At 43.9% G+C, this 16,057-nt stretch carries 13 protein-coding genes; 2 read left to right on the plus strand and 11 right to left on the minus strand.

All coding sequences use genetic code 11. The features are described from left to right. Positions 1–62: 62 nt before the first annotated feature. Both MTO98_RS22415 and MTO98_RS22420 read right to left on the minus strand, forming a co-directional pair. Positions 63–512, minus strand: a complete 450-nt coding sequence (locus MTO98_RS22415; protein ID WP_243481210.1) for a GNAT family N-acetyltransferase — start codon at positions 510–512, stop codon at positions 63–65. Between the two features lie 9 nt (positions 513–521). After that, positions 522–674, minus strand: a complete 153-nt coding sequence (locus tag MTO98_RS22420) for a hypothetical protein (RefSeq protein WP_243481211.1) — start codon at positions 672–674, stop codon at positions 522–524. Positions 675–1,006: 332 nt separating this feature from the next. Here MTO98_RS22420 and MTO98_RS22425 point away from each other — a divergent pair, with 332 nt between their 5' ends. After that, positions 1,007–1,273, plus strand: a complete 267-nt coding sequence (locus tag MTO98_RS22425) for a CHC2 zinc finger domain-containing protein (protein ID WP_243481212.1) — start codon at positions 1,007–1,009, stop codon at positions 1,271–1,273. A 60-nt stretch (positions 1,274–1,333) separates the two neighbouring features. Here the strand turns inward: MTO98_RS22425 and MTO98_RS22430 are convergent, their stop codons facing one another. Further along, positions 1,334–3,739 (minus strand): TonB-dependent receptor, encoded by a 2,406-nt coding sequence (locus MTO98_RS22430; protein WP_243481213.1) that lies wholly within the window; start codon positions 3,737–3,739, stop codon positions 1,334–1,336. A gap of 94 nt (positions 3,740–3,833) precedes the next feature. On the opposite strand from MTO98_RS22430, the gene MTO98_RS34315 reads away from it, so the two are divergent. Next, entirely contained in the window at positions 3,834–3,959 is a 126-nt protein-coding gene (locus MTO98_RS34315; RefSeq protein ID WP_256464312.1) for a hypothetical protein, read from the plus strand. Positions 3,960–3,971: 12 nt separating this feature from the next. On the opposite strand, the gene MTO98_RS22435 is transcribed toward MTO98_RS34315, so the two are convergent. The 8 genes from MTO98_RS22435 to MTO98_RS22470 form a co-directional block, all read right to left on the minus strand. Then, positions 3,972–5,138: a PepSY domain-containing protein gene (locus MTO98_RS22435; protein WP_243481214.1), complete on the minus strand. Its 1,167-nt coding sequence runs from the start codon at positions 5,136–5,138 to the stop codon at positions 3,972–3,974. A 336-nt stretch (positions 5,139–5,474) separates the two neighbouring features. Next, positions 5,475–6,230 (minus strand): SGNH/GDSL hydrolase family protein, encoded by a 756-nt coding sequence (locus MTO98_RS22440; protein ID WP_243481215.1) that lies wholly within the window; start codon positions 6,228–6,230, stop codon positions 5,475–5,477. After that, entirely contained in the window at positions 6,227–8,701 is a 2,475-nt protein-coding gene (locus tag MTO98_RS22445) for a glycoside hydrolase N-terminal domain-containing protein (protein WP_243481216.1), read from the minus strand. Before MTO98_RS22445 ends, MTO98_RS22440 begins: the two co-directional genes overlap by 4 nt. A 152-nt stretch (positions 8,702–8,853) precedes the next feature. Next, a complete protein-coding gene (locus MTO98_RS22450) occupies positions 8,854–10,254 on the minus strand; it encodes an alpha-L-fucosidase (RefSeq protein ID WP_243481217.1) in 1,401 nt (466 codons plus the stop codon). A 269-nt stretch (positions 10,255–10,523) separates the two neighbouring features. Further along, a complete protein-coding gene (locus MTO98_RS22455) occupies positions 10,524–11,357 on the minus strand; it encodes a glycerophosphodiester phosphodiesterase (protein ID WP_243481218.1) in 834 nt (277 codons plus the stop codon). A gap of 61 nt (positions 11,358–11,418) precedes the next feature. Beyond that, positions 11,419–12,834: a calcineurin-like phosphoesterase family protein gene (locus tag MTO98_RS22460; RefSeq protein WP_243481219.1), complete on the minus strand. Its 1,416-nt coding sequence runs from the start codon at positions 12,832–12,834 to the stop codon at positions 11,419–11,421. A gap of 189 nt (positions 12,835–13,023) precedes the next feature. Further along, complete coding sequence (locus tag MTO98_RS22465; protein WP_243481220.1) at positions 13,024–14,526, minus strand: DUF5689 domain-containing protein; 1,503 nt, start codon at positions 14,524–14,526, stop codon at positions 13,024–13,026. A 31-nt stretch (positions 14,527–14,557) separates the two neighbouring features. Continuing rightward, positions 14,558–16,048: a SusD/RagB family nutrient-binding outer membrane lipoprotein gene (locus tag MTO98_RS22470; RefSeq protein ID WP_243481221.1), complete on the minus strand. Its 1,491-nt coding sequence runs from the start codon at positions 16,046–16,048 to the stop codon at positions 14,558–14,560. Positions 16,049–16,057: the final 9 nt, after the last annotated feature.

A 16,057-nucleotide genomic window follows, 5' to 3' on the forward strand; every position in this document is an offset into this window, starting at 1 on the left:
GTTGAACGGGCAAAAACCATCGTTAAAAACCCATTTTTAAACAAGTGGTGTTTAAATTTCTATCAGGCCCTGATCATCTCAATATGGTCGATACCATCTTCGTCATAAATCACGCCTTCCATTTTAAAGCCCAATTGCTCGTAGAATTTAACAGCGTAATACTGCGCACCTATGCGGATAGGCACATCGCCATAGAGCTTTTTAGCAGTATCAATAGCCGCCTGTGTTAATATTTTACCAACGCCCGTGCCCCGTACTTTTTTGCTGCTTACAATACGCCCTATTGATGCTTCGGTATATGATTTACCTGCCGGAACTATGCGGGCATAAGCCACCAACTCGTGCTCATTATCAAATAAAAGCAGGTGATGACAGGCGTAGTCCTTATCATCGGCATCTAAAAACACGCAATTTTGCTCAACCACAAATACCTCGCTCCGGAGCTTTAACAGCTGATAAAGTTCTGTAACCGTTAAATCGTTGAAGGCTTTGCAAACTTGCGTGTAATTCATGGTGCTTATTTAATTGCGTTTATCTGTTAACTGTTTGGCGACCGGGCCCGCCCCATCTTTGCTGCCCTGGTTAGGGTAAAATGATTCTTCGCTTTGTAAAATAAATACTTCGGATGAATAAAAACAAAAAGCCCAACCTGCTTTAAACAGTTTTGGCATCATTACAAGCGTTTTATCTGTTTATTTTTTATAAACGGTCTTATAAACAGAGCCCGTCACATCATCACTTATATAAAGTGAACCATCGGGGCGTTTTGTCAATATACCGGAACGTGTGCGGCTTTTTCAAGCTAAGTTTCTGAGCCTGCACCGGCAAATAGCTGCTTCGTAATTTCAGGTTTTCAATTAATTACGAAAGCTTGCGATTTAACGCTACAAAACCATGAAATAGCCCTGAATGTAGTTTCTGAAGCCTTTTTTTCCACAAAAGTTATTTCAATTTCCGGCAATAATTTATTTTCGCAACCTGATAATTAATTACGCTATAACCCAACATGTCTGCATCTCATTCCCTGTCGCCGGTACAGGCCGATCTTGTACGAATTGTTTCAAAATATGTGCTGCTTGAAGAAAGCCGGAGAAATTTAAAAGGCCGCTGTCCTTTTCATAAAGACCAGGCCACATCTCTGATGGTATCGCCCGAAAAAAATATATTTCAATGCTTTGGCTGCGGTAAGGGCGGCGGCCCAATTGATTTTGTGATGGCCATTGAACACAAAACCCGCGAAGAAGCTATTCAGATGATTGCAGGAAGCCATTAAATAATAAAGGCGGACCAGTTTTACCCGGTCCGCCTGTTATGTGATAATGGTTTATATTTATTAAAACTTGAATGCAAAGCTTGTGGTAAAGTTTACCGGACGCTGCGGATTAACTGACCAATAGCCTATATAATATTTTTTATTAGTGATATTATTGGCGTTAAACGTGAAGCGAAAACGATCTGAATTGTAAAACACGCTTGCGTTAACTAACGTGTAGCTTGGCAATTCAAACACGCCCACCACACTGTTATCAATAACTTTATAAACACCTGCGTAGTTACCGCCAACACCGAAGCCAAAATCCTTTAAATTCCCTTTTGTAAATTTGTAGGTAGCCCAAAGGTTGGCCTGATCCTGCGGGCCCTGGCCTCCCGGTGCACGGCCTGCTTCATTGTAAAAGTCAGTTCCGTCGCCTTCGGCAACTTTGGTACTGTTGTGGCTATAGCCGGCTATCAGGTTAAAACCAGGTGCAGGGTTAGCATTCACATCAATCTCAAACCCTTTACTGTGTACCTTTCCACGCTGATCATAATCATTTATATTACCAACTACCGGCGTTACACGATTAGCTACTTTGATATCATAGTATGAAACAGTGGCGTTTAATTTATCAGAAAAAAGGTTTGTTTTTACACCGAACTCATACTGGTTGGCATGCTCCGGCTTGAATGATTTTACACGTGGGTTATTACCCTCGGCATCAGTTACCTGCATAGGTGAAACATTAAGGAAGCCGTTCATGTAATTACCAAAAACAGATACTTTATTAAGCACAGGCTGATAAACCAAGCCAAACTTTGGCGACAGCGCAGTCTGGTTAAAATCATCCGAAGGATCGGCTTTTTCACCTTTTGACACAAAATGGTCAACCCTTAAGCTCGCCATAGCAGATAAAGCTTCGGTAATGTTCAGCACATCCGATGCGTAAGCGCTGTATGTACTGTTGCTGATATTGCTTTTGCTGGCACCACTGCCCGCCAAAAGGCTATCTACAGAGTTTTGAGTAGCATAAACCGGGTGCGCAGGGTCGGCGTAGCTAATAGCGCCCTGCGGTGTTACATAACGCATAAAGGCATAGCCTGTACCGTTATCAACTACATTCTGGTTAAAATAATCAAGCCCTACCAGCAAACGGTTCCTGAGGTTACCAATTTTAAAATCGCCGTTAAAATTTTGCTGGATATCGGTGGTATTCATGGTTTGGTTTTCCTTGTGAATGTATTGCTCAAACTCGTTGCTACCCTCGGCATTGCCAAAAATATAACCGTAATAGCCCAACGATTTTGCCGTTCCGCGAGAAATAGCCGTTTGCGACGACCATTGATCAGAGATCTTATAGGTCATCTGGCCCTGCATATTAAACCTTGGATTTTTAATAGGCAGATCATTGCTGGTGAACGACTGGTTATTATCAAGGTTAAGCTCTTTAATATTTTTGAAAGTAAGCGGATCGGTACGGTTAGAGTGAAAAAATACTGGCGCAACAGCGCGTTCTTCCTGGAAAATCTCGGCCAAAAAGTTAAAGCTAAGTTTATCGTTTACGTGGTAAGTAAGTGCAGGGGCAACAAAAAATGTTTTCTTGTAACCGGCATCCTGAAAACTGTTTTCGGTATGGTAAGATGTGTTAACCCTTAACGCTACCTGTTCGGTTTTACTTAAAGGCGTGTTTACGTCGGCAGTAATCCTGTTTAAGCCAAAGCTACCTGCTGTATAAGTAACCTCACCACCTGTAGTAAAGTAAGGTTTTTTAGTAATAGTGTTGATGATACCGCCATAACCCACAAAGTTTGCGCCGAACAAGGTAGCTGAAGGGCCCTTTAAAACTTGTATCTCCTCTATGTCGGCAGGGTCAAGATCGCCGTTGGTAAAGCCTGGTAAGCCATTATATAATGAAGGTTGCGCTTCAAAACCACGTAGGGCAAAATAAGAAGCACCATCCCCGGCCCTTCCGGTTGACTCCCAGGTACGGGAAATACCGGGAACATTGCGCAGGATGTCATCAAAATTAGTAATACCCTGCAGTTTAATGGTTTCGAGCGAAACGACATTATACACCTGCGGATTTTCAAGGTTCTTCAGCGGCATTTTTGCTACTGAGTTATTTAACTTATTACCGTTACGGGCAGATATCGTAACCTCATTTAATTTAGCGGAGTTTTCTCTGAGAATGAAGTTGAGTACCAGTTTATCGCCGGGCTTAAGGGTAATGGTTTGCTCTTGTTTTTCAAGCCCAATCAGCGAAGCTGTTATTTCATAAGTACCGGGTTTGATATTTTTGATGTGATAGCTTCCGCCTTCATCTGTCGATGCACCTTTATTTGTGCCTTTTAAGCTCACGCTTACAGCTTCGGCTGCATTTCCATCGCTTGTTTTAACGGTACCGGTTATAGAGGCATTTTGCGCAAATGCCAGACTTGTGAAAAATAAGAACAGGAGTGTAAGTTGGGTTATTTTTTTACTCATAGTACGAATTGTTGGGGTTAGCAGAATATGTTATTTGTGTTTGGGCGAAGGAGTTTTTTGCCACCATATTTTAAGGCAAATAATAAAAATGGGAATGATCATCGAAATCCAGGACAGTCCGTACCAAATCCCGGTACCTAAAAGTGCCGCGAGTAAACCAAACAACGTAATGAGCGCAAGCACCAGCGGTGCAGCCCATACTTTTTTAAAGGATTGGTGATTCATAGTGTAGTTATGCAGTTACAGCCCCGGCTGTTTCTTCTGTTTCGATGCGTTTAAAGTAATCTTCATAAAACTTGCGGCGTACTACCCACAGGTAAACCCCGCTTATCAGCACCACTATGGCTATGATATCAAACACCGCCCAGATAACTTTAAGCGGAGTACCACCGTAATCGCCAAAATGTAGTGGACGCGATACTTCAAGTGCTCTTAAATAAAATGGCATTTTTACCACAGCTTCGAGTTTTCCGGTACGCGCATCAACCAATACCGGGCTAAACAACCTTGAAGTGAATGGTTCATTGCCTTTTGCCCACAGCAAATAATGGTAAGGACTGCCAAAGGCATTACCCGGGTAAACAACGCTAACTACCGTCATTCCCGGCACGGCCTTTTTGGCTGTATCAAAAGCATCCTGTGCAGAGCTCAGGTATTGCTGTTCGGGCACTTTATGCCCTTTAAATTTATCAAGCATGGCCTTAACGTCGGTAATTTGCCAAATGCCAAAAAGCGGAGTGGAAAGCTCATTCATTACACCTGTAAGGCCTACAACAAACAGCCATATAGCAGTGGCTATGCCAAGCAGGTTATGCAGGTCAAGCCATTTAAGGCGTTTTGACCGTTCGGTACGGACGGTGCCAAAATCAAGCTTTTTCATGAAGGGGCCATAAAGTACCACACCCGAAATAATAGAGATCACAAAGAGCAGCCCCATAAAGCCGAGAAACAATTCGCCCGGCAGGTCCATAAACAGATCGATATGAAGAGAAAGCATCAACCCGATAAATGTTTGCTGCTGCTGGTCAAACGGCGGATCATCACGAAGCAACTTACCTGTACGGCTGTCAAACTGCATGGAATGGGCCAGTTTATCAGTTGGGGCCATGGTTGGTGCCATGCTTACCACTACCTGAGGCTCATCATCGTCAATAAAAAAAGAAGTAAGCAGTTGTTTAGGATAGCGTTGTTTGGCTTGCGTGATCATGCCATCGAGATTTGCCATCGGAGTGTTGGCCGGCATTTCGGCATAATGGGTTGGGTTTAGCCAGCCATCAATTTCGTCGGCAAAAATGAGTGGTAAGCCTGTGATGCAAAGCAGCAATAAAAACAGGGTACAGATAAGGCTTGTCCACCGGTGCCACCAAAACCATCTTTTGATACTTTTTAATTGTGCCATAGTTTAGCTGAATGCAGGCAAGGAAACCTGTAGATTGAACAATGGCACAAAGAAAAGCTTTATTTAAATTAAATCCAAATAAGAATAACAAACATATAAAATTGTCAATCAACAGATTACCGATGAAAAAATAAATTTAAGTAGACGAAACAGAGCTGATTAGGAAAAATAAAATACAGATGCCTACGATTCTACAAATAGCATAATATAATAAAACGTCATTGCGAAGTATGAAGCAATACCAAACTATACAGAGCCCTTCTGCTAATCGGGGATTGCTTCATACTTCGCAATGACGCTTTTTAAACGAGTTTTATGTGTTGAAAATAACGAATTCTAATACAACTTTTTAACTGCCTTCATCCACTCCCGGGCAATAAGCTCATGGCCCGCAGGCATCGGATGAACGCCATCCCAGATCCAGTGATCGGCTTTGGCTTTTTGCAGCGCCTTATTAAAAACATCCTGCAAAGGCACATAAATTGCATTAAACTTTAGGGCAAGCGTCCTGACCACTACCTGCCGTTTTTTTACTTCAGCTGCCCATAATTCGGCGTTTTTGTTCACCATACCTACGGGTAAGATGAATGGCTCTAATAAAATCAGTTTAACGTTAGGCAGGGCAGCAGTAGTTTCAACTAACAGCTGATCATAGACTTTACCAAAATCTTCATCTGTTGATTTGTCTCCTTGCATTACAACCCTGTGCACATCGTTTATACCTATCAATATGCTCAGCACATCAGGTTTAATGTCAAGCGTATCTTTTTGCCAGCGTGCAGCCAGATCATTGATCGTGTTACCGCTTATGCCCCGGTTAAAAAACCGGTAATCCCTGCCGGGATAATCAAAATTGATACGGGCGGTTATCAGGTAAGCATAACCCTGCCCGTAAACATGGTTCCAGTCTTTATCAAAGCTGCGGCCACCATCGGTTATCGAATCGCCCTGAAACAGGAATGTTTTTCCCGCGCCATCATCAGGCAAATAGGGATCATCTTTTGTTGATGCCAATACTAATCCCGGCGCAGCCATTGCCGCTGCGCCAGCCAATGAGGCTTTCTTTAAAAAATCCCTTCTGCTGTTACTCATAAGCTGCTCACTAATTGGTATGACTTGCCCTCTTGAGTATTTATTGTCAACTCGTACCCGTCTTTTACTTTAACCGGTGCGGTAGTTAAACCTTTAACAGTAAGTTTTGATTTGGAGATGATACGGCACGTACCGCCTGTTTTTGATAGCACATTGGCCGTTATAACTTTTCCTGCAGCCCATTTCATGTTCACTACAAAAGCCCCTCTTGCAACAAGGCCTTTTACTTCGCCATTGGCCCAGGCATCAGGCAGCGCAGGCAGTAAACGCACGTTGCCGTCCTGACTTTGCAGCAGCATTTCGGCCAAACCGGACGTACCCCCAAAATTCCCGTCTATCTGAAACGGTGGGTGTGCGTCAAACATATTTGGATAAAGCCCACCACCCTCGCTGTAGTTGTAGCCACTTTCGCCGGTTAAGCGCAGCAGGTCGCGATATAACTTATAGGCGTGGTTGCCGTCCCTAAGCCGTGCCCAAAGGTTTACTTTCCAGGCCAGGCTCCAGCCGGTGCTTTCATCACCACGTAATTCTAAGGTACGTTTTGCCGCTGCCGCCAGTTCAGGGTTTGCAGCTACAGAAATTTCGTTGGCCGGATATACAGAATACAAGTGCGATACGTGACGATGATGCGGATCTGGCGATTCCTGGTCTTTATACCATTCCTGCAACTGACCTTTACTTCCTATCTGGTACGGGATCAGTTTTGCCTTTTTAGCAATAAGTGAATCCCTGAAGGCGGCGTCCACATCCAACACCTTAGTTGCGGCTATCAGGTTGTCAAACAAATCGCGGATGATACCCATATCCATAGTAGTAGAAACGGAAACATCCGACTTTTTACCTTCGGCATAAATAAACTCATTTTCGGGCGACATTGAAGGTGCAGTCACCAAATGCCCCTTACCATCGGGCACGAGCCAATCAAATGTAAATTCGGCAGCACCTTTCATTAAGGGGTAGGCTGTATTTTTCAAAAATTCTTTATCCCCGGTATACAGATAGTGCTCCCACAGGTGGCGTGTAAGCCAGTCGCCTCCCATTGGCCAGTTGGCCCAGGCCGGATCACCGTGACCAAGATCGCCAACAGGGTTGGCCAATGCCCAGATATCAGTGTTATGATGTGTTACCCAACCTTTGGCATGGTAAAAATCTTTGGCAACTTCGGTCCCGGTTTCAGATAGCCCCTTGATCAAATCAAATAATGGCTGATGCATTTCGGACAGGTTACAATCCTCTGCCATCCAGTAATTCATTTGCACATTGATGTTGCTGGTATAATTGGAACTCCACGGTGCGCGTAACTCCTTGTTCCAGATGCCCTGCAGGTTTGCAGGTACAGCCGGTGTGCGTGAACTGCTTATCAACAGGTAACGGCCGTACTGAAAATACAAAGCTTCAATGCCGGGATCGGCACCCTGGTTTTTATTGTAAAGCGCAAGTCGCTTGTCGGTAGGCAGCTCTGCATGGCTGCCTTTGTTATCATTAAATTTAAGGCTTACCCGGTTAAAGTAATGATGATAATCGGCAAGGTGAGCAGCAAGCAGCTGGGCATAAGGTTTTGCAGCAGCTTTATCGAGATTTTTCTCAGCCACTTTCTCGTCTCCATCCGGGCATTGGTTATATGCTTTAAAACTGGTGGCAGCGGTAACATATAGCGTTAAACTTGATGCACCTTTCACCGTGATACCGCTTGTATCGGCTGTTACTTTGCCATCATCACTTACAGCCTTTGCCAGCACCTCGTAACGCATGCCCCGGCATTTGTCATCATCGGCGTAAACTATCGGATTATTTGAGTCTACATAACTTGGCTCAACATGGGCCGGCGCTTTGCCGCTTAGCTGCAATACATTTTTATTGAGTACATCTTTCTGAAAACGGAGCTGGCTGTTTGTATTTATTTTAAGGTTTAACTGTTTGGCCTTATCAGCTGTAAACCGGATCACGATCACCTTGTCAGGTGCCGAAGCAAAGATCTCACGTTTATAGTTTACACCATTAACAGCATACTTGGTTGTAGCTACCGCATTACCGATATTAAGATCACGATAATAGCTGCCGGTTTTGCCACCATTGTAAGATTGTTTAATATGCAGATCGGCCATGGGCAGGAAGCTTTCAGAATATATACCCTGCATTTTTTTGGTAAGGTCGCGCGCGGTTTGGTAATCGCCTTTAAATAGCGCCTCCCTTACCTGAGCCAGGTATTGGAATGCTTCGGGATTTACATTTTGCTTTACCGGCCCACCCGACCATAAAGTAGATTCATTAAGCTGGAGTAACTCATCATTAACGCCCCCAAAAATCATGGCACCCAAACGGCCATTGCCTATTGGCAAAGCTTCCGTCCATGTTTTGGCGGGTTGCTTATACCATAGCGTATTATTTTGTGCGCTCGCGTTAAACGCAATCAATTGCGTACATAGCGGTAAAACTACAGACAGGAGTGTTGCTTTCAGACCTTGGTTCATAAAGGAGGTTACAATTGTTTTTACAAGTATAATAATGTGCCGGCTATAAAAAATAATGCTTATTGGCATTTTTATATCCAAAACAGTTAATAGAAAATAAAAAACCCGCCTTTCGGGCGGGCCTTCCTTAGTAAGTAGTCAGTTATAGTGTATTATCTTCTTTCGTTATAAACCTGAAACTCGGCTATCGATGCCTGATGATCAGCTTTATCTATCGAGATACGAACTTTACCGGCCCATACCCTGTCGAAACGGTGTACTTTGATTTTATTGGCATTTTCACCATCAAACAATGGTTTCCAGCTTCCGTTAAGGTAATACTCCAGGCGGTAATGTGAAATATTCGGTTTTTCTTCGGCAATAACAATGGTATTCAATGCCTGATCTTTCTTAAAGTCGATCTCGTACCATGGGTTTTTAACCGTTGGGTTTGATACCCATGAACTATGAAAATCGTCATCATTGGCAAAATCCATAATGGCCGAATCATCGCTCCAGCTGGCACTTGCAGGTTGATTTTTAGCAATGTTTGATGAAATGACCGGCGCATCCAGTTTAGAAAGTTTAGCAACAGGGCCTTCGTTTTTCCAAAGCTTGCCGATCTCTTTAAGCGCGGCAAGGGCGTTATCATCAAATAAACCATCACGATTTGGCGCTACATTCAGGATAAAGTTACAGTCAACATTATTCAATGGTTTCAGGATGTCGTTAACCAGTTTAGCAGGTTCTTTAACCGGGGTTGTGGGGTGGCTTGTTTCCCAAAACCAGTTAGCCTGCAGTGGTAAACAGGCAATGGCCGGCATACGGTTATCTTTGGTTGATACACGCTGGCCTGCACCCATTTCGTAAGTTTTGATATCTGTATAGTACATACCTTCGGCGGGATATTTGGCACCGTTAAGGTCCATCACCAAACAGTTTGGCTGTAATGATTTTACCAATGTGTAGATCTCTTCAAAGGGTACATCATCATATGAGATCCTTGACCATGGTGCATCCCAACCGTCAATGATCAGGGCCGAGATCTCACCGTATTTGGTCATCAGCTCGGTGATCTGCGCTTTAACCATATCAATATGTTTAGGCGTGATCATGTTTGGCCTTAACCTGTGGTGGGTATCCAATATAGAATAATACAGGAAAACCTTTAAGCCATTAGCCCGGAAAGCATCGGCATATTCTTTAACAACGTCCTTTTTCAGCGGACTGTTCATCACATTATAATCGGTGGTTTTGGTATCCCAGATACAAAAACCGCTGTGGTGTTTGGTGGTGATACAGCCATAGGTCATATTAGCCGATTTTGCCGCCTTTGCCCACTGGTCGCAATTCAGTTTTTTGGGATTGAAAATGGTTGGCAAGGCATCAGGATCTGCCCAGTCCTGATCCATGTAGGTTGGGATGTTAAAGTGGATGAACATACCAAAGCGCAGATCCACAAATTCCTGCTGAAGCTGGGCAAGCGGTTTTACAGGCTGCTGGGCATTTTGTGCTTTTAGTGAGAGTGAAGCCGCACAAAGGGCTATAAAGCATATAGCTTTTAATTTAAACATGATTGGGTTGTTGGTTAAATTGATAAAACGTTTTAACAACGGCAATATCACATTTAAATTTAATGTTTAGATTATCGTAAATTGACATTACATTCAGCTTATTTGGCGTGGGGAAGGCTCGGCACAACAATAAAAACATGTCATTGCGAGGAGCGAAACGGGAATGAGCACAGGTGCGACGTGGCAATCGCATACAATACAGGGCGGATTTGCTTCCGTGCGATTGCCGCGCTGCGCTCGCAATGACATATTTTTATGTATATCGGCCACTAAAACAAATCCGGGTAATCCGTAATTACACCATCAACACCTAAACTTTTCAGCTGCTCAATCTCGGCTTTGGTATTTACTGTCCATGGCAATACTTTGATCTTTGCATCGTGGCATTTCTTTACCAGGTCGGCGTTAACCAGTTTATAGTCAGGACTGTAGATAAAGGGGATAAAACCCAAATCGGCCATATTATCTTCAAATGTTTTTTTGTTTTCTATAAGATAAGAGGTACGCACATCGGGGTATTTTTTGTGGATGATCTGTAGCGTACGTCTATCAAACGATTGGATCACTACATAGGGCAGGATCTTCTTTTTTATCAGGACAGCCATCAGTTTCTCCACAAACTCGTCCGGAGCCGGATTATAAATACCATCCCCGTCGGGCGAGCATTTGGTTTCGATGTTATAGAATACCGGCTTTTTGTGATTTACCTTGATGTAATTCTGTACCGAATCAATCAATTCGGACAATAGCGGCATATAGGTTTTGATCTTTTGCTGACGCGGAAATTTGCTGTATGGTTTTGAGCCTACATCATATTTCTTCAAGTCCTCATATGTCATTTTGTAGAGGATCAGGTTTTTCGCTTCTTCCTTGCTGATCTCCTTACCATCAGGCGTGAGCGAGAACAACGGATTGATGTACTCATCGTGCGATAATACCACCTGCCCGTCGGCGGTAATGTGGGTATCCATCTCCAATGTTGTAACAACGCCAAGGTCGATGGCATTTTTCATAGCCGGAATGGTATTTTCAGGCCTCAACCCCCTGCCGCCGCGGTGTGCTTCGGCACTGAATGAAGGAAAATCTGCATTTTTGAATTCCATGTTTTTAACAACCGTAAAGCCTGATAACAAGATAAGGCTTATTCCGGCAACAATGTTTAATTTATTTTGCATCTAATTCGCTTGAATATTTATTTCCGAAACGATCTGTAGCTTCAACTCTTACTTTCTTTACAGATGGTTCAAAATGGGCTACAAACAGGTGACCGGTTTCATGGGGCTCTACAAAATGACGGCCCGCCGGTAACTGATCGCCTTTATACAAACTTACCGATAAGGGATCATATCCCTTCTCTTTTGATAAAGCTCCCATTGGTTTGTCATCTAAATAATACACTACCTTCCATTGCGGATCATAATTCCAAACATTGGCAATCAGGCGCATTTGGTCAGTTAATTTCTCGGCATAAACGCTGATCTGATTTTCGGCCGGTAAGCCGGTAGATTTATAATACCATTTTAGTTCGGTACCGTTAACGGAGTACACGCCGTAACCGCGCGGGGTACCGTCAACACAGATTGGGCCCGTCCACCAACCGCCGCACACGGTGCCGTGGTTGTGCTCAAAGACACCGTTGGTAATATTGTTATCATGATAATGCGTATGGCCCGACATGATGTGTACATTACTGAATCCCTCCAGCACTTTATAAAAATCCTGGTTGTTTTTTACCTGGCTATATACGGGGATATGCAGGTTGATAACAAGCAATTGATCTTTTTTAACATATTTCAGATCCTTTGCCAGCCAGTTTAACTGATCTTCGGTGATATAGCCATCGTATTCACGTTCAACACCGAGGTAACGAACGTTGTCCAATACCACGTAATGCGCTTTACCACGATTAAATGAATAATACGTTGGCCCATAAATTTGTTTAAAAGTAACATCCGATGTTTCGTCACCACCTTGGCGATAATCCATATCATGGTTGCCTATCGCCTGGAAAAACGGAATGCCCATTTGAGCAACCGCCTCATTATAATCCGGAAAAAGCTCGTGATTGTCCCAAACGATGTCACCTACGCAAATGCCGTGTACCAACGCATTCTTCCCCAATGATTTTATGGTATTAATAGTATCAGGGACCGAGGTATCCATCATTTGTTTAACGTCCTTTTTATTTTTCACCTGCGGATCGGCCCAGATGATAAAGTGATGATTGTTGTCATCAACTTTTAACGGCTCCAGCTTGAAATCAAAATGTGAGCCGCCGCCTATGTTTTCATAGTGTTTAGCAACATTATAGTCTGTTTTAAACTCGTAGCCCGATGGGGTGCTCATGAAAATACTCTTAGCCTTTTCATTAGGTTTTAGCTCGTAGTTGCCCTTGTCATCGGTAAGCACTACCGAAAAACCATCGGATATCACAACATCTTTAATCCCTTTTTTGCCCGCTGTAACACGGCCTTTTACGGTATCGGCTGTTAGTAGTTGGGTAAGCCCATTTGCACGGAGCGAGATGAATGCGCCGCCGGTTATAAGGCCTACACCTTGTAAAAATGATCTTCTGTTCATTGGGTTATGTTTTCAAAGCTCAACATCTGTTGAGCTTTGGTAAATGTGGATGGGAAATTTTAAATTCCCCTCTTGAGAGGGGGCGCGAAAGAAATGCGTGATGGAAGGGGTGTGTTTTGCGATATGCCTATCAAAGCAGAAACACACCCCTCCCCCTCTCAAGAGGGGAATCGCGCAACCCGACGCTTTCTAATTTTGAATTGTTGTAAAACCGGTAGCTGTTTCTATCGCAGTTATCGGAGATGTAAGCGTAAGCGGAACACTGGTCACTGTTCGGCCGGTTATCCACCTTCCGGTAAGGGCATCATAAACACCACCCAACTGGCTGAATAAGCCGTCAGTTGGCAGCGGGAGCTTTGAGGTATTTGAGCCGCCGCCATAAAAACCCTGCTCTAAACGGGTTACCGGGTTAATAGTGCTATAATAATCGGTATTGGTAATGCGATAACCAATTTCAGGAGGGCCGGGCGAGTAAACAGTGCCACTACCACCATACATGATCACATCAAGCGGAACAGTTGAAGCATTAACAGTAGTACCGGCAAAAACCGCAATACCTGCAACGTTACCGCTGTTAGCCAGCAGATTTGCAGTTACGTTACCAAAATCGGCACCCGGAACTTCTGCGTACATGGTGCTGTTGATCCAGTTTGATGAACTGATATCGGTAGAACCCTTGCCCCAGATATTTTTATTACCGCCCACATAAAAGAACTCGCCTTTTTTTACCGAACCCGATGTTAAGTTAAATTTATAGGTTTTTGCCAGTCCCTGCGCCCAGCCGTTTGCTGGAGCCGGGTTAGTACCCGCGTTATTACAGGTTACTACAGCATAATTGGTTACCGAAAAGTCAATATCCTTAGTTGCTTTAAACTGGATATATTCATAATCACCATCACCGCCCGAAGGGTTTGTAAGATAACCGGTTATAATAATTGGCGACGGCTTGGTTGCCGCAAGGGTAAACACATCATCGATAGTACGAGGCCAAAGCTGCATTTTGGTATCGGTACCCGATGTTACAGCGAACGGAATGCCGGTAAAATTGGCACTGAATGGCAATTCGGTAGTTGCAAAAGCTGCATTGGCTTCCGTATGCATGGTTATTTTGCCAAAGCCGTCATTGATGGTTTTATCACCTGCGTAAGTTTCTCCCTGCTGTGGTTCCGGATCGGCAACAGCTTTGGCTATGGTAACCAATGTACCTTCGTAAACATCGGGCGAAGCCAGTAATGTGGCCGATGGGACCGACTGTACTTTGATAGGCCTGTTATCGGCAACTTTACTTACCGATGCCTCTGTTAAACCTTTAACACGCAGGCTGCCGTTCACTTTGGTGAGTGTAGCACCATCCACCTGCACCACTACCGAATCGCCGGGAACATAATTTGCTGCTGCGTTGCCTATTTCAAGAGCAATACCCCTTACTGCGCTGCGACGGTTGTTTTGAACAACAAGTACCCCAGCCGGGCAATTGCCTGCCGCCGCGTTTGAAATTACTACACCTACAATTTCCTTAGCCCCGCCCATATTGTTACTGTTCAGCGCTACATCTGTGCCTTTGTAAATTCCGCGAAGGTCAACAACAGCTATGATGGGGCTTAATGTCCCTTCGGCATAGTTATTCTTTTTACATGAATTAATACTGACAGCAGCCGTGGCAAGCACCAGTAATAAATATATCTTTTTCATTTTATGGATATCTTAGTTTAAAACCGGTTTATTATTGTTTTTGCCACCATACCTGTGTGTTGATCTCATCAGCCCCCTGTGCTGCAACTGCGGCCTTATAGCTATCAGGATTGGCCGATTGCACATAAACCGGATACTGCAGCCTGGCAGGCATAATACCGTTATTTCTTAAGCCATTACCTTTTGGCAATACAGGGTGACCGGTACGGCGATACTCAAACCACTGCTCAAAATCGGTATAAAACATCGAGTAGTATTTTTGCACATGGATCATCTCCATCTTTTCATCAAGCGGGCCGGCATTATCCCAGTTGATATCGGCAGCTGCCAAATAAGCATCAATCGAATCAGTATAAGTTGGGATCCAGAAAGTGATACCTGCTTGCACACCATTTTTATAATAAGTTGCAGCATCGCCTGCTATCCAGCCTTTGGCAGCAGCTTCCGCAAGGATAAACTGCAGTTCCGAGTAGTTCATGATATTACCCATCAGCGGGTCATTCATTAAAGTTGTAGTCGATGTGGTTGACAGAAAATAGGATTTGATACCGATGTTTTCTCCAGGTGCATAACCGCTCGGGATGCCCTGGATACCACCCTGGTAGCTTGAAATTGACCAGCGGTTGTTAGTAAGCCTCGGGTCGGCCCATTTAGCCAGATTGTTAACAAAAAACTCGCAAACGCCGGGTTGCCGCCAGTCCTGCTCACGTACGCCCCCTATAAACGGTGATGTTAAGGAGCCGGAGCCCGTCCAGCGTAACACCGCCGAATCATCGTTACTACCCATAATAGGATAAGCATCGGGATTAGTGTCAACTATCTGTTTGATCTTAGCTATTACATCAGCCGAAACATCGGCCTTTCCCGACACCCTTAATAACAACCTTAAATAAAGCGAGTTACCAAACTTGCGCCATTTTAAAGCATTGCCGTTAAATACAGGGTCGCTGCCGGCCACTACGTTTGGAGAGGCATTTAACAAGGTATCTGCCGCTTCCAGGTTCTTGAAAATATCCAGGTAAATATCTTTTTGCTTATCAAACTTAGGCGTGAAGTTTCCGTCTTTGCCTTTATTGGAGTCAAAGTAAGGCACATCGCCATAAGTATCGGTAAGCAGGGAATACAACCATGCCTGGCATATCAGCGAAATACCCATATATGTTTTGTTATAGGTAACCTCTTTGCTGGCGATGGTGTAAATATCCTTAAAGTTGGTTAACTGGGTATACCAGCCGTTCCAGGTAACATCGGCCCAGGTACGTTTTATATCATATCTGAACACCCTGCCCTCCGAGTCGCCTGCATCTACCGTAACCTGCATCAGCTCGTTATTAAAATTACGGGCGCGAAGCATATTGGTGCCCAAGGTATTTACAAGCGCAGGGGCCAGCAATTGCTGCGGCAATGCATTAGGCGTACCGTTTGGATCGGTATTAAGCCCAATAAAATCTTTTTTACATGATGACATTATGCTAACGAACAACATCATCATTGATATAAGTATATATCCGTTCTTTTTCATATTGTTAAT

Origin of the sequence: Mucilaginibacter sp. SMC90, assembly GCF_022811725.1 — a bacterium.
Lineage (GTDB): Bacteria > Bacteroidota > Bacteroidia > Sphingobacteriales > Sphingobacteriaceae > Mucilaginibacter.